Below are 17,172 nucleotides of genomic sequence, written 5' to 3' on the forward strand. Positions count from 1 at the left end.
CGGGCCCCTGGAGGTCAGAGCCAGGCGCCGAGCGCGGGGGCGGGTGAGCCGTCGGCGGCGCGCAGGCCGGCGGCCCGTCCGGTGAGGTAGGCGGTGATGTCGTGGAGTTCGCCGGTGACCAGGACGGGTTCGCCCTCGCCGGGCAGCTCCCAGCCGGCGCCGATGGCCCCGGCCCGCAGGGTCACGGCCGGCCCGGGGGCGGCGGCGCGCTTGGCGGCGACGTCGTCGCACAGGGCGACGAGGAAGTCGCCCGGCAGATCGGCGAAGGTGACGCCGGTCGCCAGGTCGACGGCGTGGACGCAGACCTCGCGGGAGCGCATCCAGGGCAGTTCGGTGGCGGGGACGGTACGGCCCTGGGCGGTGACGACCTCGTGCCGCCACTGTCCGTCGGTGAGCTCGTCCATCGACGCCTCCAGGGCGTCCGCCGAGTGGCGCAGCCAGGCGGTCAGCCGGGCGGCCGGCAGGGCGCGGCCGCGTTCGATGCCGGCGGCGCGTTCCTCGGGCGAGGCGTACATCGGGGTGGGTTCGCCGGTGGCGGCCCAGTGGACCAGGTGGGACAGGGCCTCGGCGTTGGCGGCGACGTGCGCGGCGACGTGGGCGCGGCTCCAGCCGGGCAGGGCGCTGGGCGCCGCGTAGCCGGCGTCGTCGAGTCCGGCGACGGCCTCGAAGGTCAGCTCGGCGCCGATGACGGCCCAGCGGCGCGCGTCGGCGAAGGTGCGGACGCCGGCGCCGGTGCTCGTACGGCTGCTGCTCGTCATCCCGCGACCACCTGGTTGGTGCAGGCGCCGAGGCCGTCGATCTCGGTGACCACGGTCTGCCCGGGGAGCAGGAAGACCTTGGGGTCGCGGGCGTTGCCGACGCCGGCCGGGGTGCCGGTGGCGATGATGTCGCCGGGGCGCAGGGTGATGACGGTGGAGATGTACTTCACGAGGAAGACCGGGTCGAAGAGCAGGGTGCCGGTGTCGTCCTGCTGCATGACCTGACCGTCGACGGCCGTGCGGACCTTGAGGGCGGGGCGGACGCCGCCGACCTCGTCGGGGGTGACGACGTACGGGCCGACCGGGGTGGACGCCTCCCAGATCTTGCCCTGGGTCCACTCGATGGTGCGGAACTGCCAGTCGCGGACCGAGATGTCGTTCATGACGGTGAAGCCGGCGATGGCCGCGGCGGCCTGCCGGTCGTCGGCGCGGCGCACCTGCTCGCCGATGACGACGGCCAGTTCGACCTCCCAGTCGAGGGCGTCGGTCTCGGCCGGCTTGACGATGACGTCGCCCGCGCCGATCAGGGTCTCGGCGAACTTCGGGAAGAGGGTCGGGTAGCCGGGGAGCTCCCGGCCCATCTCCTTGATGTGGTTGGTGTAGTTGTGGCCGACGCAGACGACCTTGGAGGGGTGGGGGACGACCGGGGCGAAGTCGGCGCCGGCGACGGGGTACGCGGGGCCGGTCGCGGTGGCGGCCTTCGCCCGCCAGTCGGGCTGGGCGAACAGCTCGCCCAGGTCGGCGTGGCCGAGGTCGACGTGGACGTCGCCGTCGAGGCGGACCGCCCGGGTGCCGTCGGGGGTGCGGAGGGTGGCGAGCTTCATGGTCAGGCGTCCTTCTGGGTGCGGTGGAGCTTGAGCGCCTCGAAGACGGGCGCGTCGGAGAAGCGGAAGAGGTCGAGGGCGCCGGAGTCGGAGTCGCTCCGGGCGGCCTCGGACCGGGCGGAGAACGGCGCCCAGGACGGGACGACGAACAGGTCGCCGCGGCCGACCGTCCAGGACTTCTCGGCGACGGTGACCGTGCCGGAGCCGTCGAAGACCTGGTAGACGGAGGAGCCGGTCTCGCGCACGGGAGCGGTCTCGGCGCCGCGGGCGATGCGGTGGAACTCGGCGCGGAGGGTGGGCAGCACGTCGGAGCCGTCGTGCGGGTTGGCGTAGCGCACCGCGGCGTGGCCCGGCTCGACGGTGCCGCCGTACCCCTCCTTCTCCAGGAGGAGCTGGTCGCGCAGGGCGGCGTCGGTGTACTCCCACTTGTAGGAGAGCAGTGGGCTGCCCGGAGCGGTCGGGGTGGCCGACAGCGGGCGCAGGCCCGGGTGGCCCCACAGGCGCTCGGAGCGGGACCGCTCGGGGGTGATCCGCTCGGCGTCCGTGATCTCGTCGCGGCCGAACTCGAAGAACTGGGTCTCGGTGACGTACTGGAAGGGGATGTCCAGGCCGTCGATCCAGGCCATCGGCTCGGCGGTGGCGTTGTGGTGGGCGTGCCAGTTCCAGCCGGCCTGCGGGAGGAAGTCGCCGCGGTTCATCGGCACCGGGTCGCCGCCGACGACCGTCCAGACGCCCGAGCCCTCGACGACGAAGCGGAAGGCGTGCTGGGTGTGGCGGTGCTCGGGGGCGTCCTCGCCGGGCATGAGGTACTGGATGGCCGCCCACAGCGTCGGGGTGGCGAACGGCCGGCCGCCGAGGGCGGGGTTGGCCAGGGCGATGGCCCGGCGCTCGCCGCCGCGGCCGACCGGTACGAGCTGTCCGGCCTGGTCGGCCAGCTCCCGCAGCCGCTGCCACCGCCAGAGGTGCGGTACGGCGCGGGAGCGCGGGTGGGCCGGCATCAGGTCGCCGATCTCGGTCCACAGCGGGACCAGCAGCTCGTTCTCGAAGCCGCGGTACAGCTCTTCGAGGGCCGGGGTGACCTCGGGCTGCCCCTCCGCGGCGACGGTCTGCAGCCGTACCGGGGAGCCCGAGGCGATGTCATGGGCTAGGGAGGAGTGCGTCACAAGGCTCAGCGTGCGCCGTTCTTCTCTGAAGAACGGAAAGATTCTGCACAACAGAACGGTCCTATGATGGCGGGCAGATCCTGATCCGTGCCGGGAGAACACCGGAGCAAGCCCATGGACGACAAGCCGCTCAAGACCCCGCCGCCCTACCCCATCGCCAGCGTGGACCACGCGCTGCGGGCGGCGACCATCCTGCAGCTGGAGGGCGGCGCGAGCGTGTCGCAGATCGCCGAACGCCTGGGCGTGGCACGGTCGACCGCCCACCGGATCCTGGCGATGCTGGTCTACCGGGACTTCGCCGTGCAGGGCGACGACCGCGAGTACCGCGCGGGCCCGGTCCTGGAGCTGGCCTCGCATTCCCAGTCCCTGGTCTCCCGGCTGCGGACCGCGGCCCTGCCCCATCTGCACCGGGTCGTCGACCTCCTAGACGAGACCGCGAACCTGATCGTGCGGACCGGGGACACGGTGCGGTTCATCGCCAGCGTCGAGTGCGGGCAGGCCCTGCGGGTCGGCTCCCGCGAGGGCATGGTGTTCCCGGCCCACCGCACCACGGCGGGCCTGCTGCTGCTCGCCGACCTCTCCGACGAGGAGCTCGACGAGGTGTACGCCGCCGAGCGGTACCGGGAGCGCCCGGCCGACCGGCCGGACCCCGACCGGCTGCGGGCGGAGCTGCGGCGGCTGCGGCGCAACGGCTTCGCCGTCAACCGGGGGCGTTCCGAGCGCGGCCTGGTCGCCGTCGGCGTACCGGTGCGCGACCGGGAGGGCACCGCGCTGGCGGGTCTGTCGGTGTCACTGCCCAGCGTGCGCTACGACCCGCACCGGCTGCGGTCCCTGGTCGCCACCATGGAGGCGGCGGCGCACGCCCTGGAGCGGGATCTCGGCGACGAGGGGCCCTGACAGACGAGAGGGCCTGTACGGCACCGCCGCCCTCACGTCGGCGGTGTCGTACAGGCCCTGCTCGGGCTCGGGCGAGTCAGTTGTTGATGACGAAGTCCGTGACCAGCCGGTTGAACTCGTCGGCGTGCTCCAACTGGGCCCAGTGGCCGCAGCGGTTGATGATGTGGGCGCGGGAGTCGGGTATCGCGGCGTTGAGCATCATCGAGCCCTCCATGGTGGCGACGCGGTCGTCGCGCCCGTGGATGAGCAGGGTCGGTGCGGTGATGTCGCCGAGCCGGGACTGGTCGACCCAGATCGGGATGGGCGCGAAGGGGATCTTCTTCGCGACGTTCTCGAGGTGCTCGGGATGCTTCAGGGCGTTGGCGGAGCGCTCACGCATCAGCTCGGGGCTGGCGAACCTCTCCTTGTCGAAGACCATGATCTCGACGAGCCGCTCGAACATCTCCGGGCTGGGGTCCTGGTAGGTCCCGTACATGATCTTGATGCCCTCGCTGGGGCCGCCCGCGCCGAACAGGAACGGCTTGGGCTGGATCGGCGGGCCCATGGTGATCAGGTGCGAGATCCGCTCGGGGTGTTCGAGGGTGAAGCGGATGGAGTTGTGGCCGCCCATCGAGTTGCCGACGATGGCCGCCTTGTCGATGCCGAGCGCGTCGAAGAGCTCGACGAGGACCTCGACGTGGTCGATGGTGCCGAAGTCGACCGCGTCGGAGTCGCCCCAGCCGGGCATGTCGGGCGCGATGACGCGGAAGTGCCGGGCGAGCGCCTCGATGTTGGGCTGGTAGTTGCTCCAGCCGGTCGCGCCCGGGCCGCCGCCGTGCAGCAGCACGACGGGGTGGCCCTCGCCGGCCTCGTAGTAGTGGATCTTCCAGCGCGGCGTCTGGACGTCCTTGCCGATGACGTTCGGGTCGAGTGCCACGTCAGTGTCCGATCTTCGAGTTGGCGGCGCCGGCGGCGAGCATCTCCGCCACCGGACCCGCGGGCATGTGACCCCAGCTGTTCAGCTTGTCGAGGGTCTTGACCTCCCAGGTCGCGTCGTCGATGAGGATGCCTCCCCATCCGTACTCGACGTTGAAGCCCGAGGGCGTCTCGACGTAGAAGCTGAACATCTGGTCGTTGGGGTGCATGCCCAGGGTCATGTGGAAGGGCTGGTGGGCGGCCAGGCAGCGGTCCCAGGCCAGGCCGACGTCGCGGATGTCGTCGACCTCGACCATGAAGTGGTGGGTGCTCTTGGGGAAGGGCATGTCGCCGAGCGCGACGCTGTGGTGGCGGGGGTTGCAGTGCAGGAAGATCAGGTCGGCGAAGACGCCCGGAGCGAGTTCCTCGACGATGATGTCGCTGACCTTGAACCCGAGCAGGTCGACGTAGAAGCCCAGGTACGTCTCACGGGAGACGCCGGGCGTCAGCAGGACCTGGTGGCCCGCGCCGCCGGCGCCGGTCACGAAGCCGCCGAGCAGCGACGCGGACTCGAAGGGGGTGGCGGCGTCGGCGAGGCCGTCGACCAGCTCGATGCGGTTGCCCATCGGGTCGGCGGTGAGGAAGATCCGGTCGACCCTGCGGGCCGCGGCGAGTGCCGCGTCGCCCTCGGTGACCTCGACGCCGACCGCGCGCAGCCGCTCGACCAGGGCGTCGAGAGCGTCGGCGCCCTCGACCTCGTAACCGGTGGCGACCAGGTCGTCGGCCGGTCCTTCGGTGATGATCCAGCGGTGGGCCTTCTCGTCGGTACGGAGGGTGAAGCCGTCGCCGGTCCTCTCGCCGAGCTGCATGCCGAGCAGGTCGACGCCGAAGCGCTCCCAGTCGGCGAGGCCGCTCACCTCGTAGACGACGTATCCGAGTTCCTTGACACCGGACAAGACTTTTCTCCTTGCTCTCAGAGGGCGGGTACGGCGAGGCCGTGGGTGTCGGCGGCGGCGACGAACCGGTCGGGGCGGACGGCGACGACCCGCGCCCCGTAGCGGCGCATCCAGGGCAGGACGACCTCGTCCAGGTCGACCAGCTCGTCCGGGCCCTCGGTGTGCGAGGTCTTCGGGCGCACCGCGCGGTAGTGGGCGCCGAGGGCGTCCCAGCCGGCCTTCTCCTCGGCCGTCAGCAGGGCCGCCGGGTCGAGGTCGTCGCCGAGCAGGACGAAGTGGTGGCCGAGGTGCTCGTCCAGGCGGGCCATCCGGCCGGCGGTGTCGCCGGTGATCGGCTGCGGGATCATGCGGCCGATGACGCTGGCGTCGCCGGTCTCGCCGCGGATCCAGCCGCCTTCGAGTACGGGCGGGCGGGTGAGCGGCGGCTCGAACGGGGTGACCGTGTTCTCGGGCACCGCGTTCATGGCGGCCTGTTCCTCCGCGGAGACCTCCTGCTTGATCACCCGGCCGAGGCCGACGGCGAGGCCGGTGTAGAAGGCGGCGCTGGGGCGCCGTTCCGCCTCGTAGGTGTCGAGCCAGGCCTCGGGAAGTTCGCCCTTGAGGACGCGGGCGAGTTTCCAGCCCAGGTTGTGGGCGTCGCGCATGCCGGTCTGCATGCCGGCGCCGGCCCACGGCGGCATCAGGTGCGCCGCGTCGCCGGCCAGGAACACGCGGCCCTGACGGAAGGTGTCGGCCATGCGGACGTGGTGCTGGTAGAAAGCGTGCTGGTGGATCTCGACGTCGTCCTCGGAGACGCCGAGGGCCCTGAGCAGCGGCCAGATCTCGGCGCTGGTCGGGTAGTCGGCCGGGGTCTCGTCGGGCTTGAGCGGGATCTCCCAGCGGTGGTTGCCCGCGGACAGGGCGATGTCGACGACCGGGCGCTCCTTGTCGGACCAGAAGGTGAGGAAGTCCCGGTCGGGCCACCAGCGTTTGACGTGGCAGTCGACGACCACCCAGGTGACGTCGTCGGTGTCGCCGAGCAGCGTGCAGCCGATCCGGGACCGGGTGGCGCTGCTGCCGCCGTCGGAGCCGATGGCGTACCGGGCGCGGGTCGTGCGGGTCGTCCCGTCGGCGGTCGAGGTGACGGTGACGCCGTCGGCGTCCTGCTCGATGCCGGTGACCTCGTCGCCGTAGTGCACGGTGACCAGGTCGTCGTACCGCTCCCGGACGGCCGCGCGCAGTTCGGCCTCCATGGTGGGCTGGTAGATGTTGTAGAAGCGCGGGGTGCGGCCGAGGGTGGACGGCGGGTGCTCGATCCGCATGATCTCGGTCCGGTCGTACGTCATCCAGCGCAGGGCCCGCTGCGGGTCGATCACCTTGTCGATCCGCTCGTCGATGCCGAGGTCCTGGAAGATCCGCATCGTCCAGTCGTTGACCGTCACGGCCCGGGCCCGGGGGTAGATGGCCCGGTCCCGTTCGAGGGCGACGGCGGAGATGCCGTATCGGGCGAGGGTGAGTGCGGCGATCACGCCGGTCGGGCCGTAGCCGACGATGGCGACGTCCGCGTCGTACTGCTGGGTCATGCGCTGGCTCCGTGGGTCAGGCTCGAACGCGTAAGGCGAGGGAGAAAGAAGCGCGTGGGGGAAGCGTGGGGAGAGGCGTGGGAGAAGCATGAGCTAAGTTTTGGACCGATCGGTCGGTACATTTCGAAAGGTAGCAGCGCCCCTCCGAGAGCCGTCAAGAGTTTCCGGACGCGGATTTTCCGCATCCGGTACCGCCGAGGGGCCGCTTCCCGGCGTCGCCTAGACTCCGGAGCGTGGAGATGATCGAGCCGCCCGCGCCGGAGACACGAACCAACCGCCGCGGCCGCCGGTCACGGCAGGAGATCCTGGACGCGGCCGCCCGCGTGATGTCCGTACGCGGTTACGCCGGGACGTCGATGTCGGCGCTCAGCAAGGAGACCGGGCTGCCGAAGAGCGCGTTCTACCACCACTTCGAGTCCAAGGCCGGACTGCTCTCGGCCGTCATGGAGCAGGGTGCGCACGCCTTCTTCGCCGCCATGCGCGAGGCCCACCGCAACCCTCCCGAGGACGGCACGCCGCACGAGCGGCTCCGCTGGTACCTGCGGCGGACCGGCGACGTCATGGAGAACGGCGAGGAGTTCCTGCGCCTGCTGCTCGTGCTCGTGATGAGCCGGGAGGCGGCGGAGGCGCCCGAGGCGCTGCAGACCGTGATCTCGGTCCGTGAGGAAGGCCGCGCCTACATGGCGCACATGATCCGCTCGTCCTTCGCGGGCGCGGGTGAGGAGACCGCCGACCGGGTCGCGAACGCGCTCGCGGCCTTCGGGATGGCCGGTTACGACGGCGCGTTCGTGGCCCTGCAGTCCGAGGGCGGCGGCAGGCCCGTCTCGGAGTGGATGGACCAGCTGGCCGACGCGCTCGCGGCGCTCGGGGAGGCGATCGTGGCCGGCGGCGCGCCGGGGGCCACGGGGCAGCGGGACTAGCTCGGCGGGGCCTGTGGAGTCCGCCCGGGCCGCCCGGGCCGCCGGGCGCGGCCGAGGGCGTTTCGGAGGGTGAGCCTGCGGCGGCGTTCGCGGCTCTCGCGGGTGTGCCGGTCGAGCTCCTCCATCAGCCGCCGTCCCCGGTGTTCCGGGTCGAGTTCGTCGAGTACGCGGTCGAGTTCGGCGAGCATCGCCCCGTACAGCTGCCAGCGGCCCGGCTCGCGCAGCGCGAGGGCGAGGAGCAGGCCGGCGGCGCGGCCCCGGCAGGCGCGGGCGGCCCGCAGTTCGCCCGCGAGCCGGGACTCCGCCGCCTCGGCCTCGTCGCTGCCGGAGGCCGTGACGAGGACGGCGAAGCTGACGAAGGCGTCGGCGGTGTGCTGCGCCGCCTCCCGGAGGGCGAGGGCGGTCGGGGCGGGCAGCAGTTCCCGTCCCTCCCGTTCCTTGGCCAGGTCGGTGAGGGTACGGGCGAGGACCCGCAGGACCACGGCGCAGATCTCCAGGGTGTCGAGGCCCGTGCGCAGCACGATGCGGTGGAGCAGCCCCTCCTTGACCCGCGGGTTGAAGCGCAGGCTGTCCTCGGCCGTGCGCAGCGCGCCGTCCACGTCGGCCACGTCGTTGTCGAGCCGCCGCGCCTCGTGGAGGCGGGCCGCGGCCCGCTCGACCGGGGGCGCGCCGCCGAACTCCTCCGCCACGTCGATCAGCAGGCGGCGCATCCGGCGGGCCAGGTCCTCGATGGAGTCGCCGGCCGTGTCCACCCAGACGGGCGGGGCGAGGACGAGGTTGAACAGCAGTCCGACGGCCGCGCCGATCAGGGTCTCCAGGACCCGGTCCCAGGCGGTGGCGGCGACCTGGGTGACGCCGAGCACGAGCATCGCGCTGATCGCGACCTCGGGCACGAACTCCTCGACCCGCACGAGACGGCCCACGACGAGGGAGGCCAGGATGATCAGGGCGAGGCTCCACCAGGAGAGCCCGACGAGCGCGCTGAAGGCGATGGCGATGAGCACGCCGACGACCACGGAGTTCACCCGGCGCAGGCTCGTGGTGAGCGTGGAGTAGACGGTGACCTGCACGACGAGCAGCGCCGTCAGGGGTGCGGTGAGCGGCGCGGGCTCGCTGCTGAGCCAGAGCGCGACGACGTACGAGAGGGTCGCCGCCGCCGTGGACCGCACGCTCTGCACGGTGAACGGGTCCCGGCGCAGTTGCGCCAGCCGTGCCGCGGCCTCGCGGCGCCAGGTGCCCCACCTGCCGTGTCGCGTCACGTCTTCCCTCGTCACGCGCTGCCTCGCCTCGCTCATGCTCCCGCTCCGCGGCCCGGTCCCCCGGCCTTCCCGCCCGACCGTGCCATCCCCCGCGCGCTCGGGCGGGCGCGGCACGCCGGGCGCGCGCGGGGGATGGCACGGCACGTAGCGTGGAGGGGTCGGATGTGCCAGGCGGCCGGCCGGCCGCCGGAGACGTTCGGGTGGTCGATGCCCATGTCCCGGTCAACTCGCTCCCGCAAGGTCGTCGCGGTTCTCGCGGCGGTCGTCGCGGCCGTCGTCGCGGCGGTCCTTGCCCTGCTGACGGGCGGGTCCCCGACAGAAGCCGGCGACTCCTCGAAGGCGCCCGCGACCCGTTCGCCCGCCCCCGCTCCCCCACCGGCGCCGCCCGCGCCGACGCCGACACCTACGCCCACGCCCACTCCGACGCCGCCCACGCCGGTGCCCGCCGCCCGGCCGCGGGTCGCCGAGCTGCACATCCCGTCGATCGGGGTCGCCGGCCTGCGGGTCGTGCCGTACGAGGGGACGACCGACGACCGGGCCGGCACCCGGATCCAGGACCGCGGCATGGCGGCGAGCCCATACGGGAAGCGGGGCGGCGCGGGGCCGGGCGACATCGGCAACTATCTGGTGACGGCACACCGCCTCTCGGCCGGCGGGCCGCTGCGCGAGCTCCCGTCCGTCAAGCAGGGCGACCGGGTGCTCGTGGAGGCCGACGGCCGTATCTACGAGTACCGGATCACCGGGACCCGGTCGACCTCCTTCCGCTCCGCCCGCTCCCTCGCGGAGCAGCGTGCCGCCGTACCGGGCTCGCCCGGCGAGCGCCCCACCGAGGCGATGATCACGCTCTCCACGTGCGCGACGCCGGAGGACAACGCGGCGGGCAACTTCTGGCGGGACGCCCAGGGCAACCCGGAGCACCGCATCGACAAGGTCGGCGTCCTCGTCTCGGTCCGCCCGGCGACGGCCCGTGACGCGTAGCCTGCCGTCGCCCGGTGTCCTCGTCCGGCGTCACTCCGTGCGCAGCGCCCGCGCCGTGTTCGTACGGGCCGCCCAGCCGGCCGGGAGCAGGGCGCCGGCCGTCGCGATCAGCACCCCGGCGAGGGCGAGGCCGGTGAGCAGCGGCGCGTCGTAGACGTCGAGGTCGACGGGCGGGATCGTGCTGCCGACCGCGCGGCCCATCGCGGGCATGACGGCACGGTGCAGGGCGACGCCGAGCGGTACGCCCACGGCGCCCGCGAGCAGGCCGACGGCGCCGACCGAGGTGAGCACCCGGGCGACGGTCTGCGCCGGTGTCATCCCGAGGGACTTGAGAATGCCCAGGTCACGCACCCGGTCACGAGTGTCGAGGACCACGGTGTCGAGCACGCCGAGGGCGGCGACGGTGGTCAGCATGATCGTGAGCAGGGCGATCAGGGCCTGCATGGCCAGGATCACGCTGGAGTGGGCCTGCTCTGCCGGTGCCGCCTGCGCGCCGAGCGGCCGGAGCCGGGCGTCGAGCCGCTCGGCGTAGCTCCGGGCGTCGCTGCCCGGGGGCAGCAGCACATGGAACTCGGAGGGCAGGAAGCGGACCCGGAGGTCGGCGACGGAGGCGGCCTGCGCGCGGATGGTCAGGCCCTTGCCGCCCAGGTCGAAGACCTCGCCGACGAGTGTCAGGCGCACTCTGCGGCCCTGTTCGGAGAGGGTGACGGTCTCCCCGAGGGACAGCCCGGTGGCCTGCAGGAAGCGGGTGGGGACGACCGCCTCGCCCGGTGCGGAGAACCAGCGGCCGGCGACCATGGTGTGCCCCCCGTCGGAGGAGTCCCCCTCGTAGCCCATGAGCAGCGCCCCGCCCTTGAGACCGGCGACGCCGACGTGGGCGGGGGCCGTCCGGTAGAAGGCGTCGCTGCCCGGCAGGGAGCGGATCGCCTCGGCGACCGCGGCCGGGTCCGCGGGTTCGGCGTCGGTCGGCGTGGGTCCCGTCTCGCTGCTGATGAGGCTGAGCACGGTCACATCGGCCGCCGCGTCCGGGTCGCCGTCCGTCGTGACCGCGACCAGCGTCGAGCCGAGTCCCACGGCGAAGGTCACGGCGAGCGCGCCGAGGGCGACCGCCGCACCCGTCGCCACGGAGCGGCCGGGGCGGGCGGCGATCCCCGCCAGGCCGAGGGACACGGCGCGCGGCAGCGGCAGGCCGCCGAGCCATCGGCCGAGCGGCCTGTCGAGCCGCCGCCCCGCCCGGCGGGCGAGTCCGTCGCTGCCGCCGGGCCGGCCGGGCCCGCCCGCACGGAGGGCGTCGGCCGTCCGCAGCCGCGCGGCCCGGAGGGCGGGCCCGTACGCGGTGGCGGCGACGACCAGCAGGACACCGGCCGGCACCGCGAGGTCGACCCACACCGGGATCAGGACCTGCGCCGTCCCGTACGTCGTCGCCAGCTCGGCCATCACCGGTACGGCCGCCGCGTTGGCCACCGCCACGCCGAGCACGGCACCGGCGGTCGCCGGGAGCAGGGCCTGGGCGACGTATGCCCGGCCGATCTGGAGCGGGGTGAAGCCGACCGCCTTGAGGATGCCGCTCCGCCGGGTCGCGGCGCCGACCACGCCGCTGACGACGATCCCGATGACCAGGACGGACAGGGCGAGGCCGAGCACGGCGAAGGCGGTGACGAAGGGGATGAACGCGGCCGTGTTCTCCTGTGCCGCCTGGCGCACGTCGAGATACGACTGGGCGCCGGCCACGCCCGCCGGACCGGCCGTGCCACGCCGGCCGAGGGCGGCGACGACGGCGGTCCGGCCGGCCTCGATGTCCGCGGCGGTCACCGACCGGTCGAGCCGGTAGAGCATCTGGAGGTCCGGCCGTGCGGCGCGGTCCTCGACGAGGGCGGTGACCTGGGCGGGCACCACCCAGGCGTCGGCGCTCTCGCCGACGGACTCGGCGATGCCGACCACGGTGAGGGGGATTCCGGCCGAGTCGGTGGCATCAAGGCCGGAGTTCGTGGCACGGCCCGCCGTCAGGATCGTTCCCGGGCGCATGTACGGAAGAAGGGAGCCCTGCTCCAGGACGATCTCGCCCGGCACCATGGCCCAGCGGCCCTCGATGAGACTCAACCGGTCCACCGGGGCATCGGCCGTGGAGCGTCCGGCCACGGTGAGCGGCGGCGGCTCGAAGCCGGGCGGCGTGCCTTCCCCGTACAGCCGTGCTGAGGCGACGGCGAAGGGGCCGGCGGCCCGTGTGACGCCCTTCGCGCGCGCGGTCGCCGCGGCCTGCTCGGCCGTCACGGCCGTGCCGTCGAACTGCACGGTGAGGTGGGCGCCGTTCTGGTGGGTGAAGGCACGGTCGAAGGGCTGGCGCGAGACGACCAGGAGGCCGACCGCGAGGACCGCGGCGGCCACCGACAGCAGGGTGGTGAGCACCGTCACCGCGGTCTGCACCCTTCGTCGCGCGACCCCGGCGCGCACCACCCGCCCCAGCGCCGTCGCGTCGCGCCCACCGGTGTGACGGTTCATCGGGCCACCGCCGGGTCGTCGCGGACGATCCGCCCGTCCACCAGCTCGACGGTGCGGGTGGCGCAGGCCTCGGCGAGGGCCAGGTCGTGGGTGACCAGGACGATGGTCTGCCCGTCGGCGTTCAGCTCGCGCAGCAGGGCGCGGACGTCCGCGCCGGAGGCGGAGTCCAGGGCGCCGGTCGGTTCGTCGGCGAGGAGCAGCGGCGGCCGGTTCATCAGGGCCCGGGCGACGGCGACGCGCTGCCGCTCGCCGCCGGACAGGGTGCCCGGGTGGTCCGAGGCGCGCCGGGCGACGCCCAGGTACCGGAGGAGCTCGGCGGCGCGGGCGGCGGCCTCGGCGCGCGGCGCGCCGGCCAGTCGGGCGGGCAGCAGCACGTTGTCGCGGACAGTGAGGTCGTCGAGGAGGTGGAAGAACTGGTGCACCATGCCGATGCGGGAGCGGCGGTAACGGGCGGAGGCGGTCTCGCTCATCGCGTCCACACGCAGGCCGTCGACGGCCACCGTGCCGGTGTTGGGCCGGTCGAGCCCGGCGATCAGGTTGAGCAAGCTCGACTTGCCGCTGCCCGAGGGGCCGAGCACGGCGACCGCGTCGCCCTTCCCGACCTGGAGCGTGAGCTCGCTCAGAACGGCTCGGTCGGCGTCGTACGTCCTGCTCACGTCGTGCACGTCGACCAGGGCTGGTGCGGGCGGCTCGGGCCGTACAGGGGGCTCGGGCATCGCCGCGTTGTCGGTCACGCCGGTCATGCGTCGTCCTCCGGGATGTCGGGATGTCTGGATGTCGGGATGTCGGGATGTCGGGATGTCGGGATGTCGGGATGTCGGGGTGGGGGTCGTACCTGGTCCCGGAGGCGCGTCGGGTTCCCCTCGCGGCCGTCTCCGGACGCTCCGGAACGCTAGGCGCGGGCCCCGCGGGAGCGCGTCGGCCGTGGTGACGAAGATCCGTACCGTGCAGGGCGGATGCGAGCGGACGTCATCCCCGGGATGTACGCGCGGGGATGACGCCCCTGCGCCTCGGGGCCGATCCGAAGGCGCCGAGGCGCTTGGCAGACTGGGCGGATGCGCTGGAGAGAGGCAGTCGCGGGTCTGTCCCGCTGGTCGTGGGCGGCGGACGCGCTGCTCACCGTGGGTCTGTCCGTCGCCACGGTGGCCGGGGACCTGAACCGCTCGTACGTGGAGCTCCGCCCCGACGGGGGCGACGGCGGCGCGGCCCTGGTGCCGGTGCCGGTCCCTCCCCCGCTGCCGGAGCCGCCCGCGCCGCCGGGGGCGGGGACCATGCCCCTGCCGCGGCCGGTGCCCGCCGTCGAGCACGTACTGCCGGCCGCCGAGCCCTGGGAGCTGGCGGTGGCGGTGCTGACCGCGCTGCCGCTGGTGCTGCGGCGGCGTTTCCCCCTCACGGTGTACTGGGCGGTGACGGCGGCCACCGTGGTGCTGCACCGGTGGGGGGACGCGGCGCCGGACGCGACCCAGTTCGCCTTCGCGTCGGGTCTCGTCGCGGCGTACAGCGCGGTCGTACACAGTCCGCACCGGAAGGCAGCGGCCCTGTCCGTGCTCGCCGGCACGGTGCTCTATCCGATGCTGCACATGGTCCCCGAGGTGTCCCCGGGCTTCGTCCCGCTCCTCGTGCTGCTGCCGGTCGGGCTCGCCTCGCAGGCCGTACACAGCTGGCGGCGGCGGGCCCGGACGCTGCACGAGCGGCAGGAGGAGGCGCTGCGGCGGGCGGTGGCCGAGGAGCGGGCGCGGATCGCGCGGGAGCTGCACGACGTGGTGACCCACAACGTCAGCATGATGACGATCCAGGCCGGAGCGGCGCGGAAGGTCCTCGACCGGGCTCCCGACCAGGCGCGGGAGGCGATGCTCGCGGTGGAGACGGCGGGGCGGACGGCGATGTCCGAACTGCGGCACGTGATGGGGCTGCTGACCATGGCCGAGGCCGACGGGTCGTCAGCCACCGTGCCCGGCGAGGGACTCGGCGATCTGGACCTGGCGCCGCAGCCGGGCCTCGACCGGGTCGGCGAGCTGGTCGAGGGGGTGCGGGCCACCGGGGTCCCGGTGGAGCTGACGGTGCGGGGCGCCGCCGTGGAGCTGCCGGGCGGGGTGGGGCTCGCGGCGTACCGGGTGGTGCAGGAGGCGCTGACGAACGCGGTGCGGCACGCGGAGGGCGTGCGGGTCGCGGTCCTCGTGGCGTACGCGCCGGACGAACTGCGGGTCGAGGTCACCGACTCCGGCGGCCCGGCGCGTACGGGGTCGGGCGCGGGTGCGAGCGAGGGCGGCGGCCGGGGGCTGATCGGTCTGCGGGAACGGCTCGCGGTGTACGGGGGTACGCTGCGGGCGGGCCGGCGCCCCGGTGGCGGCTACCGGGTCCGGGCGGTGATCCCGCTCTCGCCGGTTCGCGGGGCGGACGGCGGCCGGGAGTTCGTGAGGGAGGACGTGTGAGCGAGGCACCCCGGGTGGTGATCGTCGACGATCAGGCGCTGGTGCGCACGGGGTTCCGGATGATCCTGACGGCCGACGGCATCGACGTGGTCGCGGAGGCGTCCGACGGCGACGAGGCCGTGGCCGCGGTCCGCCGCACCCGCCCGGACGTGGTCCTGATGGACATCCGGATGCCGGGCACGGACGGTCTGGAGGCCACCCGCCGCATCCTGGCGGACTCGGGCTCGGGCTCGGACGGCGGCTCGGCGCCCCGGATCCTCGTCCTCACCACGTACGACCTCGACCGCTATGTGTACGCGGCGCTGCGCGCGGGCGCGAGCGGCTTCCTCCTGAAGGACGTCACGCCGGAGCACCTGGCGGCGGCCGTGCGGCTGGTCCGCGAGGGCGACGCGATGCTCGCCCCGGCCATCACGCGCCGTCTCGTGGAGCGCTTCGCCGCACCGGCCGGGGACCCGGCGACGGCCCCGGGCTACCGGGACCTGGCCGTGCTGACCCCGCGCGAGCTGGAGGTCCTGGAGGCACTGGCTCGCGGCCGCAGCAACGCCGAACTCGCGGCCCGTTTCCAGCTGAGCGAGGCGACGGTGAAGACGCATGTCGCCCGCATCCTCTCCAAACTGCGACTCCGGGACCGCGCCCAGGCGGTGATCGTCGCGTACGAGACGGGGTTGATCGCGCCGGGCTCGGCGCGCTAGGCCGCGGACCCGGCCAAGATCCGAAAGACACGGCCTAGGGCACGGTGCGCCGGGGTGCGGCTCGGCGTGAGCGCCGCTGTTGTTCGAGGGTCGTCCTCGCGGTGGCGCGGATCCGTTGGGTGCGCCCGCGATCGGCGAGGACTTCCAGGGCGCCGGTGTTCGACCCGGTGGCCGCTCGGTGCTGGAGCCAGTCGGACGAGTCGAGCAGGGCGTCCTGGTGCCATCGCTGTCCCAGCGTGAGGGCGCGCAGCAGGGACCATTCCCGGAGCCGGCGGGTCAGGAACGGGTGGTGGAGGGTGGCCCGGGTCATCGACGCGGCCCACGGTTCGTAGGCGGGTTCGTGGTGGAGGTCGGCGGCCCGGCGGTCCAGGTGGCGCAGGACGGCGGACTGCGCCATCGTCCGGTCCGGATCGGCGAGGACCTCGCCGACCAGGTCGGCCTCGTCGGCGTCGCTCACCCGCTCCAGCGCGCGCAGATGGGCCGCGAAGCGAAGGTGTTCGGCCGGCTCCTCCCGCGGAGTGTCGTGGTGCTGCACGCGGCCCGGCCCTACTTCCCCGCCGGGGCGGCCGGGCGGTGGCCGCCGAGGGAGGCGGCCAGCGCGTCCGCCACGAGCGCCGCGTCCGCGTCCGCGACGTCGGCCGGGTACTCCGGCAGCAGGTCGTCCCAGACGGGCAGCCATGAGCCGTACAGCTGGGCCTGGCCCTCGGGGCGGGCGAAGAACCAGACATGGAGGTGGGCGCCGCCGTCGCCGATGCGGTAGACGTGGGCGCGCGAGATGTGCGGCAGGGCCTGGACGTGGCGGACGATGTGGGTGGACAGGACGCCGAGTTCGGCCGCCAGGTCGTCGGGCAGGTCGGCCATGTCGTAGTGTTCGCGCGGGTGCAGCATGAGCACCAGCGGCACGCCGACGCCCTTGATCCGGGTCAGCCGCCACCGGTCGTTCCGCCAGATCCCCTCGTCCCGGGCGCGGCACGACCCGCAGTCCGACGGGTCCTCTCCGTGCCGCGCCGGCTCGGGCAGGACCGGAGGGCGCAGCGGCGCGACGCGCAGCCCGTCCTGCTCGAACGGGCTGATGTCCCATCCCGTCATGCGCGCGAGCGGGAGCCGGCGTTCGTCGTCCGTGGCGGCGAGGGCGTGGTCGTAGAACTCGTCAGGTCGCAGGGCCATGCCCCGAAGACTAGTTCGACACCGGCCTCCGGTGAGACCAGGTCCCGGCGAAGGCGGAGAGACCCACCGTGTGGATCTTGTGCGGATGAGCGGCGGGTCTTGCGCCGAGCGGCCGCCCCGCCCCCCGTGCGCACACCCTCCCCCAGCGGCGCGAATCACCCATATCGCCAT

The 17,172-nt window shown here is 73.8% G+C and carries 16 protein-coding genes; 5 read left to right on the top strand and 11 right to left on the bottom strand.

What is annotated here, in order from left to right; all coding sequences use genetic code 11:
• Positions 1-14: 14 nt before the first annotated feature.
• From KV205_RS26965 to KV205_RS26975, 3 genes are read right to left on the bottom strand one after another with little or no spacing between them, the layout of a single operon-like run.
• A complete protein-coding gene (locus tag KV205_RS26965; RefSeq protein WP_265867220.1) occupies positions 15-758 on the bottom strand; it encodes a maleylpyruvate isomerase family mycothiol-dependent enzyme in 744 nt (247 codons plus the stop codon).
• Positions 755-1,582, bottom strand: a complete 828-nt coding sequence (locus KV205_RS26970; RefSeq protein ID WP_265867221.1) for a fumarylacetoacetate hydrolase family protein — start codon at positions 1,580-1,582, stop codon at positions 755-757. Before KV205_RS26970 ends, KV205_RS26965 begins: the two co-directional genes overlap by 4 nt.
• Before the next feature lie 2 nt (positions 1,583-1,584).
• Positions 1,585-2,745, bottom strand: coding sequence for a cupin domain-containing protein (locus KV205_RS26975; RefSeq protein ID WP_265867222.1), 1,161 nt, complete (start codon positions 2,743-2,745; stop codon positions 1,585-1,587).
• A gap of 114 nt (positions 2,746-2,859) precedes the next feature.
• On the opposite strand from KV205_RS26975, the gene KV205_RS26980 reads away from it, so the two are divergent.
• The gene (locus KV205_RS26980; RefSeq protein WP_265867223.1) at positions 2,860-3,642 is read left to right on the top strand and encodes an IclR family transcriptional regulator; all 783 of its coding nucleotides are present in this window, start codon (positions 2,860-2,862) and stop codon (positions 3,640-3,642) included.
• A 76-nt stretch (positions 3,643-3,718) separates the two neighbouring features.
• Here KV205_RS26980 and KV205_RS26985 read toward each other — a convergent pair whose 3' ends face one another.
• The 3 genes from KV205_RS26985 to KV205_RS26995 are packed head-to-tail and all read right to left on the bottom strand — an operon-like array spanning position 3,719 to position 7,054.
• Positions 3,719-4,558 (bottom strand): alpha/beta fold hydrolase, encoded by an 840-nt coding sequence (locus KV205_RS26985; RefSeq protein WP_265867224.1) that lies wholly within the window; start codon positions 4,556-4,558, stop codon positions 3,719-3,721.
• Position 4,559: 1 nt separating this feature from the next.
• On the bottom strand, positions 4,560-5,492 hold the full coding sequence (locus tag KV205_RS26990) for a VOC family protein (protein ID WP_265867225.1): 933 nt from the start codon (positions 5,490-5,492) through the stop codon (positions 4,560-4,562).
• 17 nt (positions 5,493-5,509) lie between these two features.
• Complete coding sequence (locus tag KV205_RS26995) at positions 5,510-7,054, bottom strand: FAD-dependent monooxygenase (protein ID WP_265867226.1); 1,545 nt, start codon at positions 7,052-7,054, stop codon at positions 5,510-5,512.
• A 239-nt stretch (positions 7,055-7,293) separates the two neighbouring features.
• Between KV205_RS26995 and KV205_RS27000 the strand changes: the two genes are divergently transcribed.
• Positions 7,294-7,974, top strand: coding sequence for a TetR/AcrR family transcriptional regulator (locus KV205_RS27000; protein ID WP_265867308.1), 681 nt, complete (start codon positions 7,294-7,296; stop codon positions 7,972-7,974).
• Here KV205_RS27000 and KV205_RS27005 read toward each other — a convergent pair.
• On the bottom strand, positions 7,971-9,269 hold the full coding sequence (locus tag KV205_RS27005; RefSeq protein ID WP_374214730.1) for an aromatic acid exporter family protein: 1,299 nt from the start codon (positions 9,267-9,269) through the stop codon (positions 7,971-7,973). The genes KV205_RS27000 and KV205_RS27005 overlap by 4 nt on opposite strands.
• 177 nt (positions 9,270-9,446) lie before the next feature.
• On the opposite strand from KV205_RS27005, the gene KV205_RS27010 reads away from it, so the two are divergent.
• Positions 9,447-10,211 carry a class E sortase gene (locus KV205_RS27010; RefSeq protein WP_265867227.1) on the top strand — a complete coding sequence of 255 codons (765 nt, stop codon included), beginning with the start codon at positions 9,447-9,449 and terminating at the stop codon, positions 10,209-10,211.
• Between the two features lie 30 nt (positions 10,212-10,241).
• Here the strand turns inward: KV205_RS27010 and KV205_RS27015 are convergent, their stop codons facing one another.
• Together KV205_RS27015 and KV205_RS27020 are read right to left on the bottom strand one after the other, a co-directional pair.
• Positions 10,242-12,710, bottom strand: coding sequence for an ABC transporter permease (locus KV205_RS27015; RefSeq protein ID WP_265867228.1), 2,469 nt, complete (start codon positions 12,708-12,710; stop codon positions 10,242-10,244).
• Positions 12,707-13,426: an ABC transporter ATP-binding protein gene (locus tag KV205_RS27020; protein WP_265867310.1), complete on the bottom strand. Its 720-nt coding sequence runs from the start codon at positions 13,424-13,426 to the stop codon at positions 12,707-12,709. The genes KV205_RS27015 and KV205_RS27020 overlap by 4 nt, the downstream gene beginning before the upstream one ends.
• A gap of 339 nt (positions 13,427-13,765) precedes the next feature.
• Here KV205_RS27020 and KV205_RS27025 point away from each other — a divergent pair, with 339 nt between their 5' ends.
• Together KV205_RS27025 and KV205_RS27030 are read left to right on the top strand one after the other, a co-directional pair.
• Positions 13,766-15,142: a histidine kinase gene (locus KV205_RS27025; protein ID WP_265867229.1), complete on the top strand. Its 1,377-nt coding sequence runs from the start codon at positions 13,766-13,768 to the stop codon at positions 15,140-15,142.
• A complete protein-coding gene (locus tag KV205_RS27030) occupies positions 15,139-15,834 on the top strand; it encodes a response regulator transcription factor (RefSeq protein WP_265867230.1) in 696 nt (231 codons plus the stop codon). The genes KV205_RS27025 and KV205_RS27030 overlap by 4 nt, the downstream gene beginning before the upstream one ends.
• A 34-nt stretch (positions 15,835-15,868) precedes the next feature.
• Here KV205_RS27030 and KV205_RS27035 read toward each other — a convergent pair whose 3' ends face one another.
• Both KV205_RS27035 and KV205_RS27040 read right to left on the bottom strand, forming a co-directional pair.
• Entirely contained in the window at positions 15,869-16,369 is a 501-nt protein-coding gene (locus KV205_RS27035) for a hypothetical protein (RefSeq protein WP_265867231.1), read from the bottom strand.
• Positions 16,370-16,380: 11 nt separating this feature from the next.
• Entirely contained in the window at positions 16,381-17,001 is a 621-nt protein-coding gene (locus tag KV205_RS27040; protein ID WP_265867232.1) for a hypothetical protein, read from the bottom strand.
• Between the last annotated feature and the right edge of the window lie 171 nt (positions 17,002-17,172).

The organism is Streptomyces sp. SKN60 (assembly GCF_026236535.1).
GTDB lineage: Bacteria > Actinomycetota > Actinomycetes > Streptomycetales > Streptomycetaceae > Streptomyces.